We start from the raw sequence: 24,242 nt of genomic DNA on the forward strand, positions 1-24,242 counted from the left end.
CCATCGAAGGAAAAACTCAGCCGCGCGAACTCTGTTCAGACGCTAACAGACCCTAATCAGAACTTTGCGTCCGCTGGATACGCAACTTTGAAGCTCGATGTACCACCTTCATTCGGAGCGGGTACGGATCTTTGGGTCAGGTACCGACGCGGTGGCGCCTACAAACGCTCCGCGTCGGTACCTGACGATCAGACAGCTATACCGACACGATGCCATTCTCCAGGGCATCGTGTCGGCTGCTGCCGCCGACGCTTCGCCACCCGGCAAAACCCCGGCGACTCGGCGAGGCCGCCTCGGTTAGTGGCTCGCTTCCGAAGCCGGGTCGGGTGCACGCGGCTGGAGCCACGCCTTCACCGAGTCCATCCATCCGGCGGGGATGACCACCCAATTCGGAAGCGCCGGCAGAACGCCCGCCGCCGAACCGTTCCAGCGCCCGGCGAGTGTCTGGCGGCTCTGCGCATCCATCTCGCGGATCTTCAGGTCGAGGATCTTCTCCTGGATCGGAAGCGTCTGCATCTGCGCTTGGGCCGATTGGGCGTTCTTCATCGCCATGAACGTCATGTCGATCGACTTCTGGATCTCGGGATTGTCGAAGGTCAGGCCCTCGGCATAACCTAGAGTCGTGATCGTGATCCCCATCGGCTCGTAGACACGCCGGACCTCCTTCTCGACGGCTTCGATCACCGCGGCCTTCCCGTGGATCGCCTCGTCGGTCGTACGGCGACCGAACTCCTTCGCCATGGCGGCCTGGACGGTCCGGTGGACGTTCTCGTCGACGACTTCGGCGAGCGACTTACCCAGGATCACGCTGGCGAAATTCACCTGCGGGTCGCTGGCGTTGCCGGTGCTCGTGCGCGCACCGAACCAGTAGACGAATTTGCTCGCATCCTCTTCCTTTACGAAGGCCGAGATGACGACGCCGGTGCGCAAGGTCACCGATTCGGCGGTCTCGAACCGAATGCCCTGGTCCTTGGCCGAAGTGCCACGCTCGCCCGCACTCACCCATTCCCGCGAGACCGGCGAGCGATCGACCAGCATCAGTCGCGCCGCCGGCACGAAGTAATCGTAGGTCCAACCGGGGTTGCGGATCAGCGTGTGCGGGATCTGCACCCGCTTCATCGCGACCTTCTTCTCGTTCAAGAACTGCTCGGACATGAAGGCGGCCTGGCCCGACTTGGTCTCACCGACCTCCGGGATCAGGAAAGCGGTCTGATTCGGCAGGACCTCGACGAATTCGGGGAAATCGCGGGTATCGTAATAGGCCTGGGCCCGCTCGGGCTGCGCTTCCACCAGGACCGCTGCGATCGCGACGGCGATGTAGCCGGCGCTGCGGCGACCGATGAGCCAGATCGCCGCGATCGCCATGAGCGACCCTGCCGCGGCGAGCGTACCGCCGCCGTTCAGGGCCGTCGCCGCCCATGCGGTCTCGGCCGCCGGCCAGTCCGCATCCTGGAATTGCCGGGCGGCGATGCGTCCGGCCTCGGCGGCTCCGAGCCGATCGCCCGGCCCTCCGCGCAAAAGGAAATAGTCCGCGCCGACGACGAGCGCCGTCAGCGCAACACGCAATGAAGTGGTCATGGAAGGCGGTCTGATACGAGACGTCGAGCGCCCCAGATGGCCTGGGGCCGTCACCGTGGGCGGAGGGCGCTCCGGCGTCTCACCGGGGCCGCGTCGCGCGGTGCCCGCCGACCGGGATGGCAGCGAACGACCGGGATTATCGCGCTGCGATGTGTGCGCCGCAACACCAAAGCGACGCTCGACATTTGCGACTGCCGCACGGGAGCCATGCGGCGCATGCGCAGCATCCAACTTGATCGACACGCACCCGCGATCGGTGCATCTCGATCCCGGCCTCGCGGAGCCCGATCACGGCGGACTTGTCCCGGGTTCAGTCTTCAGCGCGGAACGTCATCCGCATTCGGCCTCTCCGTCTCGGCCGACAGGCCTGCGATCGCCTTGTAGATCCGGTCGGGGGCGAACGGCGTCGCGTGGAAGCGCACCCCGGTCGCGTCCCGGATGGCGTTGGCGAGGGCCGCGGCGACGGGATTGAACGGGCTTTCGCTCATCGATTTTGCGCCCAATGGCCCGATTCGATCGTAGGTCTGAGCGAACAGGACGGTGGTGCGCGGCACGTCGGCGAAAGCCGGGATGTGATAGCTGCGAAACGTCTGAGTCACGACGTTTCCGCCCTCGTCGATGCGGACGTCCTCGTAGAGCGCGGCCCCGATCGCCTGCGCCACGCCGCCCTCGATCTGACCGCGGCATTGCATCGGGTTGATCACCCGGCCGGCATCGGCGGCCTGGACGCTGTCGAGGATGCGGATTTCGCCGCTCGACCGATGCACTCCGACCCGGAATCCCTGGACGTTGAAGGCGACCGAGCGCGGTGTGCCGTCGGCCCGCCCGATTCGCGCGATCGGACCGCCAGCCGCGATCTCGGCCAAAGAAATCAGGCCGCCCGGCGTCGCGACGCCGTCGGGACCCAGGCGGCATTCGGAGGGCTCGCCGCCTTTGACCGCCGCCGCTGCGTGCCGAAGCGCGTTGGCCAGCGCCGTGGCGGCGTTCAGGGTCGCCTGCCCGGCCACCACGGTGCCGGTGCTGCCATAGGCGCCGGTGTCATGGCCGACCGCATCGGTATCGGCTTGCCGGATCACGATCCGGTCGGGACGCGTGCCGAGAATCGAGGCCGCGATTTGCCCGTGGACGGTGGTGGTGCCGTTGCCGAATTCGGCCGTGCCGACGCTGAGTTCATAACGGCCGCCCTCGCACAGCGCGATCCTGGCCTCGGCGAAGTGACCGCGCGGCGGAATGGTGTCGATCATCGCCATCGCCATGCCGCTGCCGGGCAGCCACTCGGCGGAGGGGAGCGTTGGCGGCGGCAGGTCGGCAAACCAGTCCTCGACGAGGTCGAGGCACTGGTCGAGGCCGTAGCTGCCGTATTCGACGTCGTGCGGCTCGAGGCTGTTCGAGACCATGGGGTCGCCGGGCTGCACCACGTTGCGCCGGCGCAGGGCGAACGGGTCGAGGCCGAGCCCGCGCGCCAGTTCGTCGAGGGCCGATTCGACGGCAAAGACGGTCTGGCTGAGGCCGTAGCCGCGAAACGCTCCGCTCGGCACGGTATGGGTATAGGCGGCGTAGCCGTCGACGCGCTTGTTGGGGCAGCGGTAGACGCCCAGCACCTCGTTGCAGCCGTGATGGATCACGCCCCCGGCGTGATTGCCGTAGGCGCCGGTATTCGAGACCACATGGAGCGCGATGGCCGTGAGCGTCCCGTCCTTGCGCGCTCCGACCTTGACCCGCACCCGCATCGGATGGCGCGTCGTCGCCCCGACGAACTGCTCCTGGCGGGTCGTCTCCCATTTCACCGGTCTGCCCGTCGCCAGTACGGCGAGGGCGACGAGATCTTCGGTCAGCATTTCCTGCTTGCCGCCGAAGCCGCCGCCGACCCGGCCGCAGACGACCCGGACCTCCGTCTTGGGGAGATCGAACAGGCTCGCCAGCGCATCGCGCGTGAGGAACGGCGTTTGCGTGCTCGACCGGATCACGAGTCGGCCGACCTCGTCGCGCCACCCGACCGCGCCGTGGGTCTCAAGATGGGCGTGCTGCACGCGCTGGGAGACGTAGACGCCCTCATGGATCAGGTCGGCCTGTGCGAACCCCGCCGCCACGTCGCCGATCTCGCCATGGACCTCACCGGCGAGATTGGGATGCGCGTGCAGCGGCGGCGCATCGTCGCCGGCACGGTCGCTCCCGTCATGCACCAGGGGCGCATTGGGGCGAAGCGCCGCCTCCGGGTCGAAGACGGCGTCGCGCACCGCGTAGGTGACGACCAGCGCCGCGCATCCGGCTTCCGCCGCCGCCTCGCTCACCGCAACCACCGCCGCAACCCGCTGGCCGACGAAGCGGACGACGGGATCGAGCACCATCGTGTCGAGGGCGTCGTCGAGCGGGTCTTCGTGGCGGCCGGTGGAGAATCGTTTTTGAGGGACGTCCTCGTGGGTGAAGACGGCGACGATCCCCGGCATCGCCAGGGTTGCCGTCCGGTCGATACCGACGATGCGGGCATGGGGATGGGGCGAGCGCAGCACCTTCATGTGCAGCAGTCCGTCCACCGCGAGGTCGAAGGTGTAGCGCGCCGCGCCGGAGACCACGCCGGGACCGGCCGGTGCCGGGAGATTGCGTCCGCACGGGTCGACCGGGGCGTCGATGGGGGCTCCGGTCTCCGCGTGCGCAACGCCCGCGACGGCATCGGCGATGGCGCGGTAGCCGGTACAGCGGCAGAGATTGCCTTTGAGCGCCGTGGCGAGATCCTGTTTCTGGCCCTGGTCGAGGGCCGCCGCGGTCATGATCATGCCGGGCGTGCAGAACCCGCATTGAAAGCCCTGCGCGGCGAGGAAGGCGTCCTGCATCGGGTGGAGGTGATCCGGAAACCCGGAATCGTGGGTGGCGGCGAGGCCTTCGATGGTGGTGACGGCCCGCCCCTCCGCCCGGAAGGCCGGCATCAGGCAGCTATGAACAGGCTCGCCATCCAAATGGATCGTGCAGGCGCCGCAATCGCCGGCGTCGCACCCCTTCTTGACGCCGTAGAACCCGAGCTCCCGCAACAGAGTCCGCAGGCATTGGCCGGCGCGCGGTTCGGCCTCATGCGCTTTTCCGTTCACGGTGAGGATCATGCGCTTGCGCTCCCATCGAAGCCTGCATTTCCATCGACGGCCGCACGTCCTTGGAACTCGCTCCGGATTTCTTCGGCGAGGAGGAAGGTCATGTGGCGGCGCCAATCCGGAGCGCCGTGCACGTCGTCGTGGTAGAGCGTATCCGGAATGCCGCGCGCGATCGCTGCGTGTAGCGTCGCGGCGTCCGGAAGATTCGGGAAGGACATCTGCCGCGGCCGACGGGTCGACGCCGTCACCGTGAGGATGAAGGCGCCCGCCGCGTCGAGGGTTCCGATCAGCAAGGCGCCCGAGCGCCCGTTCGGGCTCAGCGAGATCTGGCGGAAGGCGGTGCGACGGCGCAGGCCAGCCACGGGCAGGTCGATGCACCGAAGGATCTCGCACGGCGCCAGGGCGGTCTGCTGCGATCCCAAGACGAAGTCGACGACCGCCATGCGCCGCTCGGCGCCATCCGGCGTCCAGAGCACGCAGGTCGCGTCGAGGGCGGCTGCCAGCGAGATCATCGGGCCGGCCGGTAACGCGAGGCAGATGTTTCCGCCCACCGTCGCCATGTTCCAGATCTTGAACGAGCCCAGCAGCGCCCGGCAGCACTGACCCACCAGAGGAGCCGCGATCCAGGCACCCGGGAGTTCGAGCCGATCGAGCTCGGCGATCGTGCACGTCGCACCGACGACGAGGCCGTCATCCGTGATCTGGTAGGGCGGCCAGCCGAGGCGGGAGAGATCCACGAGCCGCCGCAAGGCGGGCTGCGGCTCTGAAAATAGCCAGGTGCCGCCGGCAAGCCAGGCATCGCCCGGCTCCCATTTGCGCAAATCATCCCTTTCCCGCGGGACCACGATTGCGGCGACCGAGTTTAGATCCACGACATCTCCCTATTCAATGATTATATTATCCGCGAAACAGTATTTTTCGATCGAGTGAAATATAATCTAAGATTAATTCATAGCGGACTATTTTTCCGCTCGGCGAAAATTCCGAAATTGCGGTGCTTGGGATTGACTGAAATCCGCCGATCAATCGCCGCTGGCCCTGCGCCTTCACATATACTTTCCATCCGACCCGGGCCGACGTCGCTGCCACCCACCGAGACCCTCTGATGCACGGGATGAGGCGATGGGCGAATGCCAGTTTGATGCCATGGGAACGGGCGCCGGGAATTCGGCACTTGGCCCGTGGCTCGACCGGCGTCGGCCGCAAAACCCGGAATGGGTCGAAGGTCGCCTGTGTGCGCCCGAGCGCAAGATCGCGCCTCGCCCAGCGGCTCCCGATCGGCGCCGTGGCAAGCCTCCGAAGTCTTGAGTCCAGTGCCGTTCGTGTTTCGCTACAACCAAGTATTGTTGGTCGACTGAAGACGCCGCAGCGACAATCTCACGTTGGACATCCGAGCGATCGACAGCATCTAGACTCTGACCTATCGCCATTCTGGAAATATCTGCGGAGGTCTCACGCACAAACCAGGCGTTCCGAGATGGTCGCGTCGCTCGCCCGATGATGTCGGCAAATCGGACGCGGTGGTTCTTCAGAATAGGCCGGTGTTCGTGCGGCTCGGCATCGTCGGTATCCGGTCTGGAAACATATCGAACGATGCCGCTCAGGGCGACGAAGGTTTGCCGGATGCTCAGACGTACTCAAAAACCTGACAGCGCGCGTACTATTCCCGACGCTCTCGGGGCCGGTATCACCATCGCCGAGTGGTTAAAAGTTCGTTAACGGTTGGGTCGAAAATAAAGCGCGTCAATAATAATCCTCGAAATCGCTCCCGCGGGCGCCAAACGCCGGACCGATTACAAATCAAAAAAATTCTCGCAACGCGAGGGAAGGAGATCGACCGAACAACGGCTTGTTGTCTTGATAGTCATCAAGATGAACTAGGAGGCCTAAATGCTTTCGAAACTTTCCTCGGAAAATCAATCGAGTCTCGTCCGAATTCTGAAAACACCGTTTCCTGCTTATATCGACCGAAGTATTGCCGTACGTGCGAAACGAACCAGCGATGTCGTCATTGCCACCACGGCTCTCATAACCCTCGGTGTCCTGTTCGCCCTGATCGCTCTCGCGATGCTGCTCATGCAGGGGCGCCCGATCTTCATCCGTCACTCGCGCATCGGTCGGCACGGAACACCGTTCGGCTGCCTGAAATTCCGGACCATGGTGCGTGATGCGGACGCCGCCCTGAGCCGTCATCTCGCCGAAGACCCGCATGCCTTGCTGGAATGGCAGGCAAACCGGAAACTGCGCAACGATCCCCGCATCACCCGCTTGGGAAAAGTTCTGCGGGAGACCAGCCTCGACGAGCTGCCGCAGCTCATCAACATCTTGCGCGGTGAAATGAGCCTGGTGGGTCCCCGCCCCATCGTGGCCGACGAAATCGTACGATATGGCGCGGGTTTCGCCGACTATACCTCGGTTCGACCCGGGCTGACCGGCCTGTGGCAGTGCAGCGGCCGCAACGACGTCAGCTACGATTACCGGGTCATGCTCGACCGGAAATACGTCGCGGATTGGACGTTTCGCGGGGATATCGTCATCATTCTGAGAACGATACCCGCCGTCATCAAATCCAGCGGCGTCTACTGAGCGCCAAGTCGGGATGTCATCGTCCGATCCTGCAATCAATCCCGACCCTTAAATTGCTCTCCCGAATGTCCGTACTCGGGAGTCGCGCGGAAAACATTGCCACGACCGTATCGAGTATGGATTTTGCGTGTGCGGTGACGCAATCAAGGGGTCGAGCATGCTTCGTGCGCACACGGCTGAATCCTCCGCATCGGAGGACAGCCGCTCATTGGCTGCCGGTGGCAGTATCAGTCTTCAGGCGATCGGTGCGGCGCTGCGCCGATCCACAGGGATCGTCATCGCCTCGATCGTCATCTGTGTCTCCGCCGCGGCCTTGTTCTGCTTTTTCAGCGTCCCAACCTACATCGCCACGGCCCAGCTCCTGATCGAACCACAGAAGCAACAGCAGCTTCTGTGGTTCGAGCCTGGTATGCTCGATCTCACGCTCGACAACGCTCAGGTGGAAAGTCAGGTCGAGATCCTGCGGTCGGAGCGTCTGGCAGGCGCCGTCGTGACAGACCTGAAGCTGCTGCAGGAGCCGGAGTTTCGCGGCGCCGTTGGCACGACGGCGCCGACGGATGGACGTCCCGAGACGATCGCCGAGGCCCGCCACCGATCGCGTGAGACGACTGCGCTGCTGGCCAAGCATGTCGGCGTGCGCCGGGTCGGCCAATCCTACGTGATCGAACTGACGGCCTGGTCCTACCAGCCCGACCTCGCCGCAGCGATCGCGAATGCCTACGCCTCCGCCTATCTGCGGGATCAGTTCGACGCCAAGTCTCAGGCCGCGCGCCAGGGCGTCGATTGGCTCAAGGAGCGCATCGGCGAATTGCGTGTCACGCTGAACGACGCCGCGCGCGCCGTCGAGGACTTCAAGGCCCGCAACGAGCTCGTCACGTCGACCGGCGGGTTGCTCGTCGAGCAGCAGCTCAGCGAGACGAACACGCAGTACGTGTCGGCCCAATCGCAGACAGCGCAGGCCTCCGCCCGCCTGGAGCGCATCCGCGCCGTCGGCCGGGCGGCGGACGGAAGCGCTTCGGTGATCGAGGCCCTGAACAATCCGGTGATCACCAAGCTGCGCGAGCGCCAGCAGGATGCAAGCCTGCACGAGGCGGAATTGCGCGACCGCTACGGCCCGGATCATGAATCCGTGGCCAATGCCCGCCGCGACGTCGCCAAGGCCGAGGCCGAGATCGCGACCGAACTCCAGCGGATCTCCCAGACCTATCTCAGCGACTACGAGGTCGCCACCAGCCGCGAGCGCAACCTGCGGGCGCAGATCCACACCCTGGTGGCGGAGGTCGAGCGGCGCCGGCAATCCAAGGTCGTCCTGTCGGAGCTCGAGGCGCAAGCCGAGAGCTACCGCAAGATGTACCAGAACCTTTTGGAGAAGCTGACCGAGACCGCGCAGAAGGAGACGCTTCCGGTCTCCAGCGCTCGGATCGTCGCGGCCGCCACGGCGCCGCTGGGCAAGAGCAGCCCCAAGACCAGCCTGCTCCTCGCGCTCGGGGGCGCCTTCGGCCTCCTCGGCGGCATCGTGATCGGGACCGTGCGGAACAGCCTGGACCGGAGCGTGCGCACGCCCAACGATATCACGGACTCGACCAATCTCGATTGCCTCGGCCTGATCCCGGTGGTCCAGAGCCCGAAGCACGGCGAGACCACCGACGAGCGGTCCGATCCGCTGCGCTATGTCGTGGTGGAATCGCCGTTCTCACCGTTCACCCGGGCATTGCGCGGTGTGAAGCTGACGATCGACGCGTGCCGCGAGGGCCGCACCACCACCACCCTCGGGATCGCCTCGGTGGCGACCGGCGAGGGCAAGAGCAGCATCGCGCTCAACCTCGCCGCGCTCTACGCGCAGGCGAACTTTCGGACGCTCCTCATCGATGCCGACTTCCTGAACGCCGCGCTCACACGGATGAACGCCCCCACCGCTACGGAGGGGCTCATCGAGATGCTGGCCGATGTCGGAGACTTGGTGCTTCCGACCGCTTTGCCCAATCTGTCCTTCCTGCCGCTGGTCACCGACCAGCGACTGGTGCAGTCGAGCGATATCCTCAGTTCGCGTCAGGCCCACAGCCTCCTCGACTCGTTCGCGACGGCCTACGACGTCGTCATCGTCGACCTCACCGCGATGCGTGAATCCGTCGACGTGCGGGCGGTCTGCCGCCTCCTCGATGGCCTCGTCCTCGTCGCGGCCTGGGGAGAGACGCAGACCGGCACCCTGGCCGAGGCCGCCGCCGCCCTCGAGGCCGCTCAAGCTCACGTGTTCGGCGTGGTGATCAACAAGGTCCGCGACACCGCCTCCGTGACCCGAGCGATCTGAGAGGTTTGTCGATGCGCCCCCTCACCCGCCTCATGCCGACACGCCGGCATCACCGGGTGGGTGAAGGACGCAGCGGCACGCCTGAGCGCCGGGACACGGGCGGCGCAGCATGGGCCGGAGACCTGGCGACAGCGCGGCGCCACGGATTTGCGGTGACACCTGGCCCTTGTGCGGGACCGGACCGTCCGACGTCGGCGCGGGACCGGCCAGCCCCGCGCCGAAGCATCCCTGTCTTACGGGACCGAAGCGACGCTGCCCGGCCTGACCGTTGCGTCGGATGCCTTGGAAATCGGCGGGGCGCCGTCGACGAATTCGCCATCCACCTTCAGCACGTCGCCGGGCTCCATCGGATCGGTCTCGCGGGTGGCAATCTCGCGGGGGCCATCGGGGCTCTGGCGGACCACCACGAAAACCGGCCGGCGGCGGCCGCGCTCGGAGCGGGCGTCGTCCAGCATCTTCGGCGCGATGGTCTCGCTGTCCGTCAGAAGGTTGCGCGTCATCTGCGCCCGCTCGTCCAGCTTGGCCAGCTTGGTCTGCGTCTCGCGCAGATCGGCCAGCACCGTGCTCTGACGCTGGTTCTTCAGATCCAGGATCGTGCGGTCGTTGCGGCTGATATCCTGGCGGGCACGCGAGATCGCCAGCACCGTGTCGAGCTTGGTGCTCTCCATCTGGGCCACCGTCTGCTCCAGGGCGAGCTGACGCGGGCTGATCGACAACCCGCGCTGGACCAGTTCGGCGATGCTGTCGAGCTCTTTGCGCGCCAGGGTGAGCTGGCGATCCTGCGAGACGATCTTGGCCTGCAACGTCGCGATCTCGGTGGCGATGAGCTGCTTGGCCTGGTTCAGGGCCTCGATCTGCGACAGCAAGGCCGTGCGACGGGCCTCGAACAGGGCGGTTTCCTCGCGGATCGCATCCGCCACGTTGGGCACGGCGCGCTGGCTCAGGATCGCGTCGGGAAACGTCAGGGTGGTGCCGTCGCGCATCTCGAGTTCGAGGCGGACGCGCCGGACCATCAGGGCACTCCGCTCGATGCCGATGTCCTGCAGGTCGCCGCGCGAGCTGATGGCTTCGCGCGCCAGACGCATCGCCCCGAGCTCGGGCGGCCGGTAGAATCCACCGGCGAGGCCCACAGCCTGCAGTACCGTGAGCTGCGGCCGGTAGGGATAGGCGCCCGGCTTGTCGACCTGGCCCACCACGTAGATCGGCCGGAACTGCGAGACCTCCACCGAGGCGTCGGGACGCTGCGTCAGACCGACCTTGCGCTGCATCCGCTCGCCGATCGCCAGGGCGATCTCCTCCGTGGTGCGTCCGCCGGCCTCGATCTCACCGATCAGCGGCAGGAAGAGCCGTCCGCCGGCATCCACCGAGAATTCCCCGCTCATCGCGGTCCATTCGTAGCTCTCGCCCTTGGCGGCGCGCCATTCGTTGACGCGCAGGCGAATGCGGTCCTCGGGACCGAGGCGGTACCGATCCGGTCCGGCCGCGGCGGTTCCGAGCGGCAGTGTGAAGAGGCTTCCGGCCAGCAATGCGCGCGCAACGAGATGCAACATGGGTTCCGTCTCCCGCCGAGTCGTCGGAATAGGGTCGGCGTGGCGTTAGATTTCCTAAATATTCGATTGCCGTCAACATGATTATTTTGCAATACAGATAGATTTTATCGAATTTATATCAAATAGTAATTGACATAAATCCAATGGAGACAGGTCGATGTTCGATGTGTTCCTGCCGAGCTCTAGAAGTCGCCGTATCGTTTCATTTCGGGCGATGCGCGGTCGGCTTCCGTTTCGGGTCGCCGCATCCACACCGTCTCGACGGCCGACGACATCCGAAGGGCAATCCACCGGAACCCCGTTCCGGCCGTCGGAGCGCTCACCGGTCGCCGTTCACGGCGAGACTTCGGCGCCATCGTCGTCCGAGAGGGCATGGTGGGAGTTGGCGTTGGGAGCGCCCAGACTTGCGGGGCTGGTTTTGGGCGGTCTTGCCGCGGCGGCTCTCGCGCGTCTGTGGATTTCGAGCCTCTTCATCGGCGGTCATCTCCTCGCCTGGATCGATGGCCTCTCGCTCGAGGCTGCGGCACGGGCGCCGGTCCGGTCCGGCGGCCCGCCCGGACCCGCGCCCGTGCGCCTCCGAATCGCCGTCGGGCTCGCCACTGCGGGGCGCCCTGCCATCGTCGGTGAGACCTTGATGCGAATCGCCCGCCAGACGCGGCCTCCGGATGTGGTTCTGGTCTGCGCGCCGACGGAGGCCGATGTCTCCCGGGATGTCTTGGCAAGCGGTCGGCCCGACTTTCCCGCCACCGAAATCCTGTTCGGAGCCCGCGGCCTGACGCGCCAACGCAACGCCATCCTCGACCGGTTGCCGGATGCCGACATCATCTGCTTCTTCGACGACGACTTCGTGCCGGATCGGGATTATCTCGCCGCGCTGGAGCGGGCCTTCCTCCAGGATCAAACGTTGGTCGGCGCGACCGGAGCGGTGATCGCCGACGGGATTACGGGACCGGGCTACAGCTTCGCCGAGGCCGATGCCCTGTTGGCGCAGCGTAGCCGAACCGACACGGCGGCGGCCACGCCGGTCTACAATGCTTATGGCTGCAACATGGCCTTCCGGCTTCGGCAGATCCGTGCCGCTAATCTGCGCTTCGACGAGCGCCTGCCGCGCTATGGCTGGCTCGAGGATGTCGATTTCAGTCGGCGCGCCGCCCGGTTCGGCACCCTCGCGCGCATCGAAGGCGCAGTCGGGGTGCATCTCGGCACCAAGGGCGGGCGCCAATCGGGGTTGTGCTTCGGCTATTCGCAGATCGCCAACCCGGTCCACCTCGTGCGCAAGGGAAGTTACGCGTGGCCGCGGGCCGCCTGGCTGATGAGCCGGAACCTCGGGATGAACCTGGTGCGGGCATCGAGGCCGGAGCCCCATATCGACCGCCGTGGCCGCGTCGCCGGCAACTTCGCCGCGCTCCGTGACTTCCTGCGCGGCCGCCTCGACCCCGAACGGATCGAGGGCTTGTCGTGATGCCGGCGCAGGAGACGACGATGATCGATCGGGTGGTCGTGATCAGTGACGATGCGGTGGAGAGCGGTGGTGCCGCGGGCATCGCCCTACGCTCGGTGCGCATGCTGAGCGAGCGGGGGATTCCCGTCACCGTGCTCAACGGCAGTCAGGATCCGGGGACCCAGCAACCCGGCGTCGACCTGCGATCGCTCGGCGGCCAGAGCCTGCTGCAGGGCGGCCGCGGGCGTGCGGCGGCGCGCGGATTGTTCAGCCGGCCGGCGCTGAACTTCGTCGACGGCTGGATCCGGGCCAACGACACGCCGGGGACGGTCTACCACCTGCACAACTGGCACAAGGTGCTCTCGCCGGCGGTCTTCCTGCCTTTGCGGCGGGTGGCCGACCGGCTGGTGGTCACCGCCCACGATTATTTCCTGGTCTGCCCGAACGGGGGCCAGTTCGACTTCCCGCAAGGGCAGGCCTGTGAGCGCGATCCGATGTCGCTCGGCTGCATCACGACGAATTGCGATCGGCGGCACTATGCGCACAAGCTGTGGCGGGTCGCCCGCCAAGCGGTCCGCCACATGGCGATGGATCTCGGGCGGTCGCCGGCGACGGTGGTCGCGGTTCATGAAGGCATGCGCCCCTATCTGGCGCGCGGCGGCATCCCGCAGGACCGGATCGCGGTCCTGCGCAATCCCGTGGTGCCCTGGCGGACCGAGCGGGTACGCGCCGAACAGAACCGGTCGATCCTGTTCGTCGGGCGCCTCGAGCGGGACAAGGGCGTCGATGTCGTCGCGGCCGCAGCCCGCGAGGCCGGCGTATCGCTCAGGATCGTCGGCGACGGCCCGCTCCGGACCGAACTGAGCGAATCCTATCCGGAGGTGCGGATGATGGGCTGGCGCTCGCCGGCCGAGATCGCTGACCTCGTGGCCGATGCCCGCCTGCTGGTGGTCCCGACCCGGTGGCGCGAGACCTTCGGCCTCGTCACGCTGGAGGCGGTGATGAGCGGACTGCCGGCGCTGGTCTCACGCCACGCGCTGATCACGCCCGAGGTGGTCGATCTCGGCTGTGCGGAGGCGTGCGATCCCTATGCCCCCAACGAGCTCGCCGCCCAGTTGCGACGGCTTGCCAGGGACGACCTGCAGATTCGCTGGATGAGCGAATCCGGGTTCCATCGCGGCGACAGCCTGGCCCCGACACCGGAAGCCTGGTGCGATTCCCTCGTCGACCTCTACCGCAGCAAACTCGCCTCACCCGTGCGGGACCAGGCCGCCGTCCCGATGCCCTGGATCGCGGGCGGATTCCGTGCGCCAGCGGCCCGGCCCTAGGGACAGGAAAAACCTGACCCGGCCGCCCTTTCGACTGTAAGATGTTTGAGACTACCCTTGAGGTGCTGGAAGAATAAAAAATTCCTAGGAGAAAAATCTAGGATGCTCTGGCGTCGAACAATCTGAGTGCATCGAGTCCTAAACTGGCATTCATGCCGGCTTAACGTTTTTTGCATTTGATCGCCAGGACCCAGGGGCACAGCATGATTGATCTGACCGGCTACAAACTCACGTTCGACGATGAGTTCAATGCCCTCAGCGTATCGGCCACCGGGGCTGGCACGGTCTGGGGCGACACGCGGCCTGGGTCGATCCTGCGGCCTGGAGTCGATATCGGTTTCGGCCAGTCCGCCTTCGTCGATCCCTCGATCGGCGTTCAGCCCTTCGCGGTCGTGGACGGAGCCGTGCAGATCAAAGCGGCGCCCGCCACCGGGGCGACCGCGGATCTGATCAATCCGGGGCTTTGGACGTCCGGCCTGCTCCAGAGCGCCAACAGCTTCTCGCAGACCTACGGCTACTTCGAGATGCGGGCCGATCTGCCGGGCACGGCCGGCACCTGGCCGGGCTTCTGGCTCCTGGCCGCCAACGGCGTCTGGCCGCCGGAACTCGACATCGTCGAGGCGTTCGGGGCCGACCCCACGCTGACCAACACCGTGCATACGGCCCAGACCGGCACGAACACCTATCAGACGGTCTACACGCACGAGCCGAACTTGCTCTCGGGCTTCCACACCTTCGGCGCGCTCTGGACGCCCACCACCATCACCTTCACCTTCGACGGCTTCGCCGTCGGGCAGATTGCAACGCCCGCCGACATGCACAGCGCGATGTACCCTGTGCTCGCGCTGGCGTTGCAGCGGGACGTCGCCGGGATCACCAACGATCCCAAGACCATGCAGGTCGACTATGTCCGGGCCTACTCCCTCGACGCATCGGCGGTCGAGGTGGCGCTCCAGACGGTGTCCTCGCCCGACGGCGTCAATACGGCGAACCTGTATGGCGCCGTCGCCACGAACTCGGCGCCGGCGCCGGTTCCGGTCGCTCCAGGGGCCGACACGCTCACGATCCACGTCTCCGGCGACAGCTGGAACGGCGCGCCGACCTTCATCCTCTCCGTCGATGGTCAGCGGGTCGGGGGCTTGTTCGACGTCACCGCCCTGCACGCGCAAGGGCAGACGCAGGACGTCACCGTCCATGGCGATTTCGGGACCGGGCCGCATCAGGTGTCGATCACCTATATCAACGATGCCAATTCCAACCCGTCCTATGACGCTGCGCACAACGTGGTGCTCAACGACCGCAACCTGTTCGTGTCCGGACTCGAACTCGACGGGACCCATTACGGCACCGGCGCCGTCGTCTCCAACACGGCTTCGGTCGGCTGGGACAAGCTCGATCCCAATGCCGCCGTGATGGCCGCCAACGGCACGGTCGTGTTCCAGACACAGGCCGCCGCCGGTCCCGTGGTCGATCCGACGCCCCCCGTCCCGACACCGACACCGACACCGACACCGACACCGACACCGACCCCAACGCCCCCCGTGACACCGACGACCCCGGTCGCAGCGGGATCCGACACGCTGACGATCCACATCTCGGGCGACAGCTGGAACGGCGCGCCCGCCTTCACCCTCGCGGTCGACGGTCATCAGGTGGGAGGCCCGTTCGACGTCACCGCCCTGCACGCGCAAGGGCAGTCGCAGGACATCACGGTCCACGGCGATTTCGGAACCGGATCGCATCAGGTGGCGATCACCTATGGCAACGATGCCAATTCCAACCCGACCTATGACGCCGTGCACAACGTCGTGCTCAACGACCGCAACCTATTCGTGTCCGGCATCGACCTCGACGGAACCCATTACGGCACCGATGCGGTGTTCTCGAATACAGCTTCGGCCGGATGGGACAGGCTCGATTTCAACGCCGCCGTGATGGCCGCCAACGGCACGGTGGTGTTCCAGACGCAGAGCGCCGGCGCTCCCGTGGTCGATCCGACGCCCACCGTCCCGACACCGACGCCGACGCCCCCCTCGACGCCGACCACCCCCGTCGCGTCGGGGTCCGACACGCTGACGATCCACATCTCGGGCGATAGCTGGAACGGGGCGCCCGCCTTCACCCTCGCGGTCGACGGACACCAGGTCGGAGGCCCCTTCGACGTGACCGCTCTGCACGCGCAGGGGCAATCGCAGGACATCACGGTCCATGGCGATTTCGGGACCGGCCCGCATCAGGTGGCGATCGCCTACTTCAACGATGCCAACTCCAACCCCTCCTACGATGCGGCGAACAACGTCGTGCTCAACGACCGCAACCTGTTCGTGTCCGGCATCGACCTCGACGGGAGCCATTACGGCACCAGCGCCGTCGTCTCCAACACGGCGTCCATCGGATGGGACAAGCTCGATCCGCATGCCGCCGTGATGGCGGCCGATGGGATTCTGGTCTTCCAGACCAGCGGGCTCGTCTAAGTCGCCGAGCGAACCGGCTGAGGCCAGAGTTTCGGTTCAGGCTAATATCGGACCGGCTGCGACCGCCGGTCCGAGGTCATCTCACGCCTTCGAATACCACGCATCCCACTGCGAGAATTCTGGGAACCGGCGGATGTAGCCGTTGGATTGCATCAGCGTGTCGATGAGGGCCTCGTTCGGGGTGTTGTTGTGCTCGATCGAGAACAGCGACACCGCATAGCGATCGAAGTCGAAAGCCCGCAGGATCTCCAACTCACTGCCCTCGGTATCGACCGACATGTAGTCGATGCGCTTTGGCGCCTCGTAGCGTGTGAGAAGATCGTTCAGAGACAGTGTCTCCACAGACATGCGGGGCGCCGTCTGGCGGGCCGAGGCGAAGTGGTCGTTCGCCGCACAGGTCGCGATCGTGCTGAGCTCGGGATTGTCCGTCGTCACGAACTCGACCGTCTCCCCGCTGCGCGCGGCCACGCACCGATGATCGATGGCGCAGGTCCGGTTGCGCGCGAGGTCGTCGTGCCAGACCGGGTTGGGCTCGGCCAGGATGCCCGACCAGCCATACGCGTTCTCGAGAAGCCAGGTGTTGCTGTTGGTCAGCCCGTTGGTCGCGCCGAATTCCACGAAATAGCCCCCGCGCGCATCCTTGGTCTCGAAGGTCACCCACAGATCCTGGAGGATCTGCGCCTTGGATTGCTTCAGCCGCAGGAAGGTATGGGCGAGGAACCCGACCTCTTCGATCTCCTGCATCCGGGTGATCTCTTCCGAGCGCTGTGCCATGGCGTTGAACAGGATCTGGCGCAGATAGCTCTTTTGCGCAGCGCTGTGCGAGATGCCGCCGATCATCTGCTTCACGTGTGGCTTCATGGCCTGGAGCATCGGAGTGTTTCCTTGAGAGCGGCGAAGTGAACGGCTGACCAAGCTTTGTGTGAGGACGCGTCGCAGCGGGATCCGCGCCGCGTCAGACCGGGCGCCAGCTCCGCGAGCGGCTGGAGGCCGTTTGCAGTGGCATCTGCCAATCCGCCTTGGCGCCGACGAAATCGCAGTAGCGCGGGTGGGCGAAGCGATGATGGACGAAGGTCTTGACGTGCCAGTGGTCCGGGATCGCGCGCTTGCTGGCGAGCCCGTGGATCGAGGCGATCTTCATGTCCGCATGCGTATCGTTGAACTCACGAATCGCGAGCAGCTCTCCGATGAACTCGCAATGCAGCTCCGAATCGTCACCGACGATGTCGTCGAAGTAGAAGAACGCCCGCGGCAGGAAGAGATCGTGGTTCCGCTCGCACAGGGCGAGCGCCTTCTTCGTCGAGGAGTAATAGTCCATGTCGAACGAGATGAAGCCGATCGGTGCGGGCTTCATCGTCTCGGCGAAGGTTTTGATGCCGGCCTCCACGTCGTCGATGACGAGACGGGCGGTGGCGAGGCGCTGGGCGAGCGCATCGAAATCCATCCGGAACTGGCCGGCCCGCCAGATGAACGGCGCATCGCGATGATCCACCGCCGGCGGCATGCCGGCTCCGGTGTCGAAGCCGTAGACCTCGATGCGCAGGCCGAGCCGTGCACCGATCTCGGCCGCGACCCGCTCCATCGCGATCAGCCCGTTTCCACCGGCGACGCCGAATTCCAGGGCGCTCATCGCTTCGTAGCCGAGGGCCTTCGCCTGCAAGGCGGCGTGATAGATCCCGTAGGCGAATTGCGGCCGGTCGAGGGCGTCGTAGCGGATCTTCAGGTCGAGGAAGGGGGTCAGCCGCAAGGCGCGCCGGCGAAGAGCTCGTCCGATTCGAACGGGGTTCAGCGTCATGTGATCAACCTCCAGTCAACGCAGACATCGCCGCACGCGGCGTTCGGATCGAGCGATCAGGCGCCCCTCGGAGCGAGTAGCCCGAGCAGGCCGCCCATCGGGCGACGCGCACGACCGGCGAGCCGTCCGGTCAGTGCCTGAAGCCGGGCGACGTCCTGCGCCGGCAAGGCACCGAGCATCCGCACGGAGGCGCCATAGACGATCGCCGCGCTACCGACCGCGAGCGGGAGCGAGAACGCCGGGTTGCTCACCAGGTCGACGCACAGGCGGGCCGTGCCGGCGCACAGGGTGGCGGCGGCGAGCAGCTTTGCCAGGGACACGAGCGGCATCGGACATCCGAGGCGGCGCATGATGAACCACGAGCCCCAGCCGACCATCACGGTATGGACGAAGGTGCGGGCGAGCGCTGCGCCCATCATTCCGTAGGCCGGTACGACGAGGAAGCCGGCGGCCACCGAGAGTGCCGCTCCCACCAATCCGCAGGCGAAGATGAAATCGCTGCGCTCGTGGGCGTAGATCATCTGTGAGCCGACGGAGCCGGTGGCCCCGATCGCGGCGCCCGCCACCAGGACGCTCGCCACCGGCACCGCGGCCGAGAAATCCGGCCCATAGACCAGGGGCAGCAGGGCCGGCAGGATCGCCGCGAGGCCGAGACAGGCGGGAAAGAGCAGGAAGGCCATCACCCGCGTCGCCGTGGCGTAGGCGCTCTGCATCCGCTCCGAGGACCGGTTCCCGTAGCTTTCGGAGAAGTAGGGCAACAGCCCACCCGTCAACAGAAGCGGCCCCTGGGAGGCGAGGTTCGCGAAGGTGAAGCCCACCGTGAACAGGGCGACCGCCTCGCTGCCCTGGTAGCGCTGCAGAAAGAAGATTTCCAACCGCGACCAGATCAGGGCCATGGTCAGAGCGCCGGCCCACGAGAACACGGCAAAGCGCATCGTCCGGCGGAGCAGGTCGCGGTCGATCCTGGCCGGCTGTGCCGCGATGCGCAGAACGATGAAGAGCGGCAGGATGCTGCCGGCGCAATACCCTAAGAGCGCCCCCTCGACCCCGTCGAGAAGCGCGCCGGCGGCCACCGCTGCGAGTTGCAGCAGGAGAGAGGCGAGGGTCAGCTTCGCGGCCGTATCGAACCGCTGCATGCCACGCAGGAAACCGAGGCCGAAGCTGGAGACCAGCTGCAACGTGAACAGCAATCCGATCGACCACCAGATCCGCGCGGTGGTGCCCGGCGCAGGCCCATCGGCGGCGTAGCCGAGCCAGGCGAAGGCCAGGGCACCCAGGACCGCCAGCGCGAGGCAGGGGCGCAGCAGATAGGCGGCGAGGTTCGACGCGGAGGCCTCGTCACCCCGCGCCGTGAGGTCCGGCAGGTAGCGCGTCAGGGTCTGATAGATCCCGAAATCGGCGAGGGTCACCGCCAGCGTCGCCAGCCAGATGGCATAGGCGATGATGCCGGTCCCCGTCGGCCCCAGGAGCCGCGCCACGACGACCATGCTGAGGAAGCTGCCGAGGGCCGTCGCCAGGCCGGCCAGCGTGCTGAACAGGGAATTTCTGGCGAAGCGCTCGGACATCGATCTACTCTCGGCCGGTCGAAATGTCGGAGCGCACGAGGATCGCCGCCTTGGCGGAGGGCGCGACCACGCGATCGCGCAGACCGACCCTGTCGAGGGCGCGCTGATAGACCTGCACCGTCTCGTCCGCGACACGACGGGTATCGAGCCAGTCGCAGCCGTCGGCGGACGCCTCGCGCCACCGCTTCAGGGCGGCCGGATCGTCGAGGAGGGTGCAGAGCGCACGCGCAAGCGCGGCCGGATCGCTCGGCGGCACCAGCAGGCCGGCACGTCCGTCCTCGAGCACCTCCGGTATGCCGCCAACATCGCACCCGATCACGGCGCAGCCCGCCTCGCGCGCTTCCGCGATCACCAGCCCGAACGGCTCGCTGCGGGAGGCCAGGACGAAGATGTCCGCCTGCTGATAGAATGGCCGAGGGTCCGGCTGAAAACCCGAGAAGCGGATGCGATCCCGGTGTGCGCTGTGGCTCGCCTGCGCCATGAACGTCGCCCGGTCGGGGCCGTCACCGACGATGTACAGGGCCGCACTCGGGTGGCGCTCGGCGACGTTGTCGAACGCGGCGATCAGGTCACCGATGCCCTTGCGTGCGTACAGGCCTGCGACGGTCAGGATCGCCGGATGCGCGAGTTCGATGGCCGATGCGGCGGACGCGGTGGCGCGGCGCGGTGAGTTGAGGGGCCCGTTGCGGACCACGTCGATCTTGGCCGCCCGGATGCCGCGCTGGGCCATGCGGGTGGCCACCGCCGCGCTGACCGCGATCACCCGGTCGCCGACACCCATGGCCAGGGCGCTGCGCTGCCACTCGTTATGGACCGTCGTGACCAGGCGCCAGGCAGCTCGGCCGCGGATCATTCGCGCCAGGAGCGCACCGGTCATCATGTGCGCGTGGACGATTTCGGGCCGGACCGTCTTGAGAACCCGGCGCAGTCCCAGCATCGACCTGGGCAGCGTGAAGGGCGCACGCCAGTTCTGATGCAGCATCGTATGCCGGACTCCGTGACGGGCCAGCAGCGCGACATAGGATCCACCTGCACTGGCGAAGGCCACATCGTGCCCCGCGTCGGCCTGCCGGCAGGCGACGTCGACGGCCACGTTCATGATGCCGTTGCCGATCTCGTGGCAATGATTGGCGAGGTGCAGGATTCTCACCGGTGCGCGCCTCCCGAGATCATCCGGCGACCTTGCGCCTGCAGGGCGCGTCCGGAATGGGCGAGTTCGATGAGACCCAGTCCGGCGCGGCCGAGGTCGGGAAACAGCCGCACCACAGCGCCCTCGCGCCACAGGCTTTCGCGGATGCGGGCAAGCGGACCCGGTGCGCCGGCCCGGCCCGCGAACTGCGCCACGCGCTCGATCCGGCCGAAGTCACGCGACCGATCGTCGAGGCTCAGCAGATCGACGGCCGCGCGATCGGGCCACACCACGGCCCGCCGGAACTGCCGCCACGCGAGGTCCGCCCGAGCGGATACGTCCGGTAACGCCGCACGATCGAGATCCTCCACATACGCCATGGCCCCGGAGAAAAGGCCCTTCTCGTCGTGCCCGATCCGCTCCTGCCACCCTTCGATCTCGAGATTCGACTTCGGTGTCGCGCCGCTTTCCGCCGGAGCAAACACCCGCACGCTCGGCAGGTCTGGCTCGAGTACGGCCTCGATGAGGTGCCAGAACCGAAGCGCGGAGGTTCGCACGTCCCACGGCCGATAGACATCGCTCTCGACGCTGAGGCCGCGGGTGCAATCGAAATGCGGGGTCGCGAGGCGCTTGTAGTTGCTCCGCGCGAATTGCAGGCAGAACCAGCGGCGGTCGGCAATCCCGTCCCGCAGCAGGCGCACGGTGCTGCCGTAGAGACCGGTATCGCAGAGAATGACGGTGCGACGTCCGGACGTTCTGGCATCGAGATGCGCGCGAAAGCGCTCGTCCTGAACGGCGATCTCACGGCGGATCGCGAGCGCCCATGGATCGGCGGCGGTCAGGAGATCGGCAAAGCGCTTGGCCTGGAACGTCCCCTTCCAGGCGGGGCCCAAGGCGATGTCGTCGCGCTGGGCGAGCGCGGCGGCGACCTCGTTCATCGGGCGCCCGGCGAATTCACGCCCGAGCTCGGACAGCAGCGCTTCTCCGGGATTGGCAGCACCGGTTCGCGCCGCCACCAGGCGCGACACCATCAGGGATTCGTGCGGGACCGTGACGGGAAGATCGGTCCTGGCGAGGAACCCCTCATAGACCATCCGCATGCGCAGACCGCCGCGCGCGCAGAACAGCAGGACCGCATCGTCGGGCTGGGGAAAGAATCGTTGGTACAGCCAGAGCCGAAGCGAGAACTCGGTGAGGATCGGCCCGAGGACCGTATAGCCGAAGGTCTGCGCGGCGGTCCGGGTGGATGCGGAACGCGGTTGGCCGGTCATGCGAACCTGCTGCCCAGACGCGCGGACGGGCCTGTCGGCGAAAGCGCATGGAGAAGCCGCGCACGGACCGCATCCATCTTGCGCCGGAGCCGGACGTGTCGCGGCCGCACCACCTGCCACGCGCGAATTCCCTTGGCGCGCGCCATCGCGACGTCGGCGGTAAAATCGTCGCCGATATGCAGCACGTCGCCGGGGTGCACACCCTCGACGTGCAGAACCTTCGGGAAAATCGCCCCCGTGCGCTTGGTCGCATCATAGTCCGCGCTGGTGTGGATCGCCGCGATCGGATGACCGGGCGCCAATGTGTCGAGGAGATGCGCGATCGTCGCGGCCGTATGGTAGGTGTCGCTCACGGCGATGATCCGCCGGCCGGCCTTGGCCTGCGTTCCGAGCCAGCTGAAAAGGGGTTGATTCGGCGCGAGTTGTCGGCGCTCCACCGCGATCTCGGCTTCATGCAGGATCGCGGCACCCCGGGCGTCGAGGGCGAGAATCTGGGACATCGCGTCGACGATGTCCGCGAATCTCACGTCTCCGGAGGGGTCGGCGAGATCGAGCGCGCGGTAGGCGTGACGCTGGACGTCGATCCGCGTCCGCCAGACCGTGGCGGGATCACGAACGAAGCCGCATTCGGCAAGGCGGCGGGAGGCGAGGACGGCGACATCCCGCAGGCGCCGCGTCTCCGAGCGGTGGTCCCGGTGCAGCAGCGTATCGAATACGTCGCACGATACGAGCGTCGCATGGCCGATCTCGGGTGGACGCATCTGCATGTCCGATCCTGATGAGAAATCGTTGGCCGAGCTCTTCACACAACCCCGGTTGTCGCGATGGGGTGTCTCACCTTTTGCCGAGGGTCGGTTAATTACAAAGAGGGCAAAATCCGTACGTAGTCAGGCAAAATCTGACAAGATCGGCGGCTTTAGCTGACGCATCGCCGTTATCTCTCGACCGTAGTCTCCTGCCATCGACCAGACTAAGCGGCAGTGAAAGCAGGGGCGGATGCGGATTGCTATCGTGCACTACTGGCTTGTCGGCATGCGCGGGGGCGAGAAGGTAATCGAATCGCTCTGCCGCATGTATCCAGAAGCAGATATCTTTACGCATGTCTATCGCCCCGATGCGGTCAGTCAACTTATCCGCGAGCGGCGGGTGACGCAGACGTTCATCGGCTCGCTGCCGTTCGCGGCGAAGCTCTACAAGAACTACCTGCCGTTGATGCCGATGGCGTTGGAGCAGCTCGACCTGCGGGGCTACGATCTGATCATCAGCAGCGAATCGGGGCCGGCCAAGGGCATCATCCCGCCCCCAGGCTCGGTTCACATCTGCTACTGCCACTCGCCGATGCGGTATGTCTGGAACATGTTCCACGAATACCGGCGAACGACAGGGTTCCTCAAGCGGATCCTGATGCTGCCGGCGGCCCATTACATTCGCATGTGGGATGCGCTCTCGGCGCAGCGTGTCGACCACTACGTCGCCAATTCGCACACGGTGGCGCAGCGCATCGCGCGCTATTATCGGCGCGAGTCGGAGGTCATTCCGCCGCCGGTGGCCGTGGCCGATTTCTACATCGACCCGGCCGCGCAGGACAGCGAGACCTGGCTGATGGCGGGCGAACTCGTCGCCTACAAGCGGCCCGATCTGGCGGTGCAGGCGTTCAACCAGATGCGACGCCGGCTCGTGGTCGTCGGTGGGGGCGAGATGCTGGAGGAGCTGCGCCGTCTGGCCGGCCCGACCGTCACCATTCTCGGGCCGCAACCGTTCGCGAAACTGCGCCAACTCTACGCCGAGAGTTTTGCCCTGGTCTTTCCGGGGGAGGAGGATTTCGGCATCGTTCCGGTGGAGGCGATGGCCAGCGGTCGCCCGGTCCTGGCATTCGGCAAGGGCGGCGCCACCGAAACGGTGGTCGACGGCGTGACCGGCCTGTTCTTTGACGAGCAAAGCGTCGACGCGATCATCGCGGGTGTCGACCGCATGGCGACGATGGAGATCGATTCGAACGCGATCCGGCGTCATGCCGAACGGTTCACCACCGCGGTCTTCGAACGCCGGATGCGGATGTTCATCGATTCCAAGATGATCCCGGCCGCCCCGCGCCAGTCGGATGTCCCGAACCTCGTCGCGATCGGACGATGAG

16 protein-coding genes are annotated in these 24,242 nt (G+C 66.3%); 6 read left to right on the forward strand and 10 right to left on the reverse strand.

The annotated features are described in order from the left end of the window. Positions 1 to 297: 297 nt before the first annotated feature. The 3 genes from G3T14_RS19320 to G3T14_RS19330 form a co-directional block, all read right to left on the reverse strand. Positions 298 to 1,578 (reverse strand): hypothetical protein, encoded by a 1,281-nt coding sequence (locus tag G3T14_RS19320; RefSeq protein ID WP_163644170.1) that lies wholly within the window; start codon positions 1,576 to 1,578, stop codon positions 298 to 300. Between the two features lie 317 nt (positions 1,579 to 1,895). Beyond that, complete coding sequence (locus G3T14_RS19325; protein ID WP_163644171.1) at positions 1,896 to 4,673, reverse strand: molybdopterin-dependent oxidoreductase; 2,778 nt, start codon at positions 4,671 to 4,673, stop codon at positions 1,896 to 1,898. After that, positions 4,670 to 5,533, reverse strand: a complete 864-nt coding sequence (locus G3T14_RS19330; RefSeq protein ID WP_163644172.1) for an FAD binding domain-containing protein — start codon at positions 5,531 to 5,533, stop codon at positions 4,670 to 4,672. Before G3T14_RS19330 ends, G3T14_RS19325 begins: the two co-directional genes overlap by 4 nt. Positions 5,534 to 6,551: 1,018 nt before the next feature. Here G3T14_RS19330 and G3T14_RS19335 point away from each other — a divergent pair. Next, a complete protein-coding gene (locus G3T14_RS19335; protein WP_163644173.1) occupies positions 6,552 to 7,247 on the forward strand; it encodes a sugar transferase in 696 nt (231 codons plus the stop codon). A 157-nt stretch (positions 7,248 to 7,404) separates the two neighbouring features. Then, positions 7,405 to 9,555 (forward strand): Wzz/FepE/Etk N-terminal domain-containing protein, encoded by a 2,151-nt coding sequence (locus tag G3T14_RS19340; RefSeq protein ID WP_163644174.1) that lies wholly within the window; start codon positions 7,405 to 7,407, stop codon positions 9,553 to 9,555. A gap of 233 nt (positions 9,556 to 9,788) precedes the next feature. Here the strand turns inward: G3T14_RS19340 and G3T14_RS19345 are convergent, their stop codons facing one another. Further along, on the reverse strand, positions 9,789 to 11,105 hold the full coding sequence (locus tag G3T14_RS19345) for a polysaccharide biosynthesis/export family protein (protein WP_163644175.1): 1,317 nt from the start codon (positions 11,103 to 11,105) through the stop codon (positions 9,789 to 9,791). Positions 11,106 to 11,493: 388 nt separating this feature from the next. On the opposite strand from G3T14_RS19345, the gene G3T14_RS19350 reads away from it, so the two are divergent. The 3 genes from G3T14_RS19350 (at position 11,494) to G3T14_RS19360 (ending at position 16,348) form a co-directional block, all read left to right on the forward strand. Beyond that, positions 11,494 to 12,567, forward strand: coding sequence for a glycosyltransferase (locus G3T14_RS19350; protein WP_246733431.1), 1,074 nt, complete (start codon positions 11,494 to 11,496; stop codon positions 12,565 to 12,567). 20 nt (positions 12,568 to 12,587) lie between these two features. Beyond that, entirely contained in the window at positions 12,588 to 13,874 is a 1,287-nt protein-coding gene (locus G3T14_RS19355) for a glycosyltransferase family 4 protein (protein WP_163644176.1), read from the forward strand. A gap of 203 nt (positions 13,875 to 14,077) precedes the next feature. Next, positions 14,078 to 16,348: a carbohydrate-binding domain-containing protein gene (locus G3T14_RS19360; protein WP_163644177.1), complete on the forward strand. Its 2,271-nt coding sequence runs from the start codon at positions 14,078 to 14,080 to the stop codon at positions 16,346 to 16,348. A gap of 81 nt (positions 16,349 to 16,429) precedes the next feature. On the opposite strand, the gene G3T14_RS19365 is transcribed toward G3T14_RS19360, so the two are convergent. From G3T14_RS19365 to G3T14_RS19390, 6 genes are all read right to left on the reverse strand, one after another. Beyond that, positions 16,430 to 17,221: an FkbM family methyltransferase gene (locus G3T14_RS19365; protein ID WP_163644178.1), complete on the reverse strand. Its 792-nt coding sequence runs from the start codon at positions 17,219 to 17,221 to the stop codon at positions 16,430 to 16,432. Positions 17,222 to 17,303: 82 nt separating this feature from the next. Beyond that, positions 17,304 to 18,143 (reverse strand): hypothetical protein, encoded by an 840-nt coding sequence (locus G3T14_RS19370; RefSeq protein ID WP_163644179.1) that lies wholly within the window; start codon positions 18,141 to 18,143, stop codon positions 17,304 to 17,306. 56 nt (positions 18,144 to 18,199) lie between these two features. Continuing rightward, positions 18,200 to 19,708, reverse strand: a complete 1,509-nt coding sequence (locus G3T14_RS19375; RefSeq protein WP_163644180.1) for an oligosaccharide flippase family protein — start codon at positions 19,706 to 19,708, stop codon at positions 18,200 to 18,202. Positions 19,709 to 19,712: 4 nt separating this feature from the next. After that, complete coding sequence (locus G3T14_RS19380) at positions 19,713 to 20,858, reverse strand: glycosyltransferase family 4 protein (protein ID WP_163644181.1); 1,146 nt, start codon at positions 20,856 to 20,858, stop codon at positions 19,713 to 19,715. Further along, entirely contained in the window at positions 20,855 to 22,108 is a 1,254-nt protein-coding gene (locus G3T14_RS19385) for a glycosyltransferase (protein WP_163644182.1), read from the reverse strand. Before G3T14_RS19385 ends, G3T14_RS19380 begins: the two co-directional genes overlap by 4 nt. Beyond that, the gene (locus G3T14_RS19390) at positions 22,105 to 22,875 is read right to left on the reverse strand and encodes a hydrolase (RefSeq protein ID WP_246733432.1); all 771 of its coding nucleotides are present in this window, start codon (positions 22,873 to 22,875) and stop codon (positions 22,105 to 22,107) included. Before G3T14_RS19390 ends, G3T14_RS19385 begins: the two co-directional genes overlap by 4 nt. A gap of 229 nt (positions 22,876 to 23,104) precedes the next feature. Here G3T14_RS19390 and G3T14_RS19395 point away from each other — a divergent pair, with 229 nt between their 5' ends. Beyond that, positions 23,105 to 24,241, forward strand: a complete 1,137-nt coding sequence (locus G3T14_RS19395; protein WP_163644183.1) for a glycosyltransferase — start codon at positions 23,105 to 23,107, stop codon at positions 24,239 to 24,241. The last annotated feature ends 1 nt before the right edge of the window (position 24,242 follow it).

It is taken from the genome of Methylobacterium sp. BTF04 (assembly GCF_010692745.1).
In the GTDB taxonomy this organism is placed as follows: Bacteria; Pseudomonadota; Alphaproteobacteria; order Rhizobiales; family Beijerinckiaceae; genus Methylobacterium.

Bases quoted from the DNA above. Each gene is read 5' to 3' on its own strand.
- G3T14_RS19340 (WP_163644174.1), top strand. From the start codon at position 7,405: ATGCTTCGTGCGCACACGGCTGAATCCTCCGCATCGGAGGACAGCCGC.
- G3T14_RS19370 (WP_163644179.1), bottom strand. From the start codon at position 18,143: ATGACGCTGAACCCCGTTCGAATCGGACGAGCTCTTCGCCGGCGCGCC.
- G3T14_RS19385 (WP_163644182.1), bottom strand. From the start codon at position 22,108: ATGACCGGCCAACCGCGTTCCGCATCCACCCGGACCGCCGCGCAGACC.
- G3T14_RS19365 (WP_163644178.1), bottom strand. From the start codon at position 17,221: ATGCTCCAGGCCATGAAGCCACACGTGAAGCAGATGATCGGCGGCATC.
- G3T14_RS19335 (WP_163644173.1), top strand. From the start codon at position 6,552: ATGCTTTCGAAACTTTCCTCGGAAAATCAATCGAGTCTCGTCCGAATT.
- G3T14_RS19390 (WP_246733432.1), bottom strand. From the start codon at position 22,875: ATGCAGATGCGTCCACCCGAGATCGGCCATGCGACGCTCGTATCGTGC.
- G3T14_RS19320 (WP_163644170.1), bottom strand. From the start codon at position 1,578: ATGACCACTTCATTGCGTGTTGCGCTGACGGCGCTCGTCGTCGGCGCG.
- G3T14_RS19325 (WP_163644171.1), bottom strand. From the start codon at position 4,673: ATGATCCTCACCGTGAACGGAAAAGCGCATGAGGCCGAACCGCGCGCC.
- G3T14_RS19375 (WP_163644180.1), bottom strand. From the start codon at position 19,708: ATGTCCGAGCGCTTCGCCAGAAATTCCCTGTTCAGCACGCTGGCCGGC.
- G3T14_RS19345 (WP_163644175.1), bottom strand. From the start codon at position 11,105: ATGTTGCATCTCGTTGCGCGCGCATTGCTGGCCGGAAGCCTCTTCACA.
- G3T14_RS19360 (WP_163644177.1), top strand. From the start codon at position 14,078: ATGATTGATCTGACCGGCTACAAACTCACGTTCGACGATGAGTTCAAT.
- G3T14_RS19355 (WP_163644176.1), top strand. From the start codon at position 12,588: ATGATCGATCGGGTGGTCGTGATCAGTGACGATGCGGTGGAGAGCGGT.
- G3T14_RS19395 (WP_163644183.1), top strand. From the start codon at position 23,105: ATGCGGATTGCTATCGTGCACTACTGGCTTGTCGGCATGCGCGGGGGC.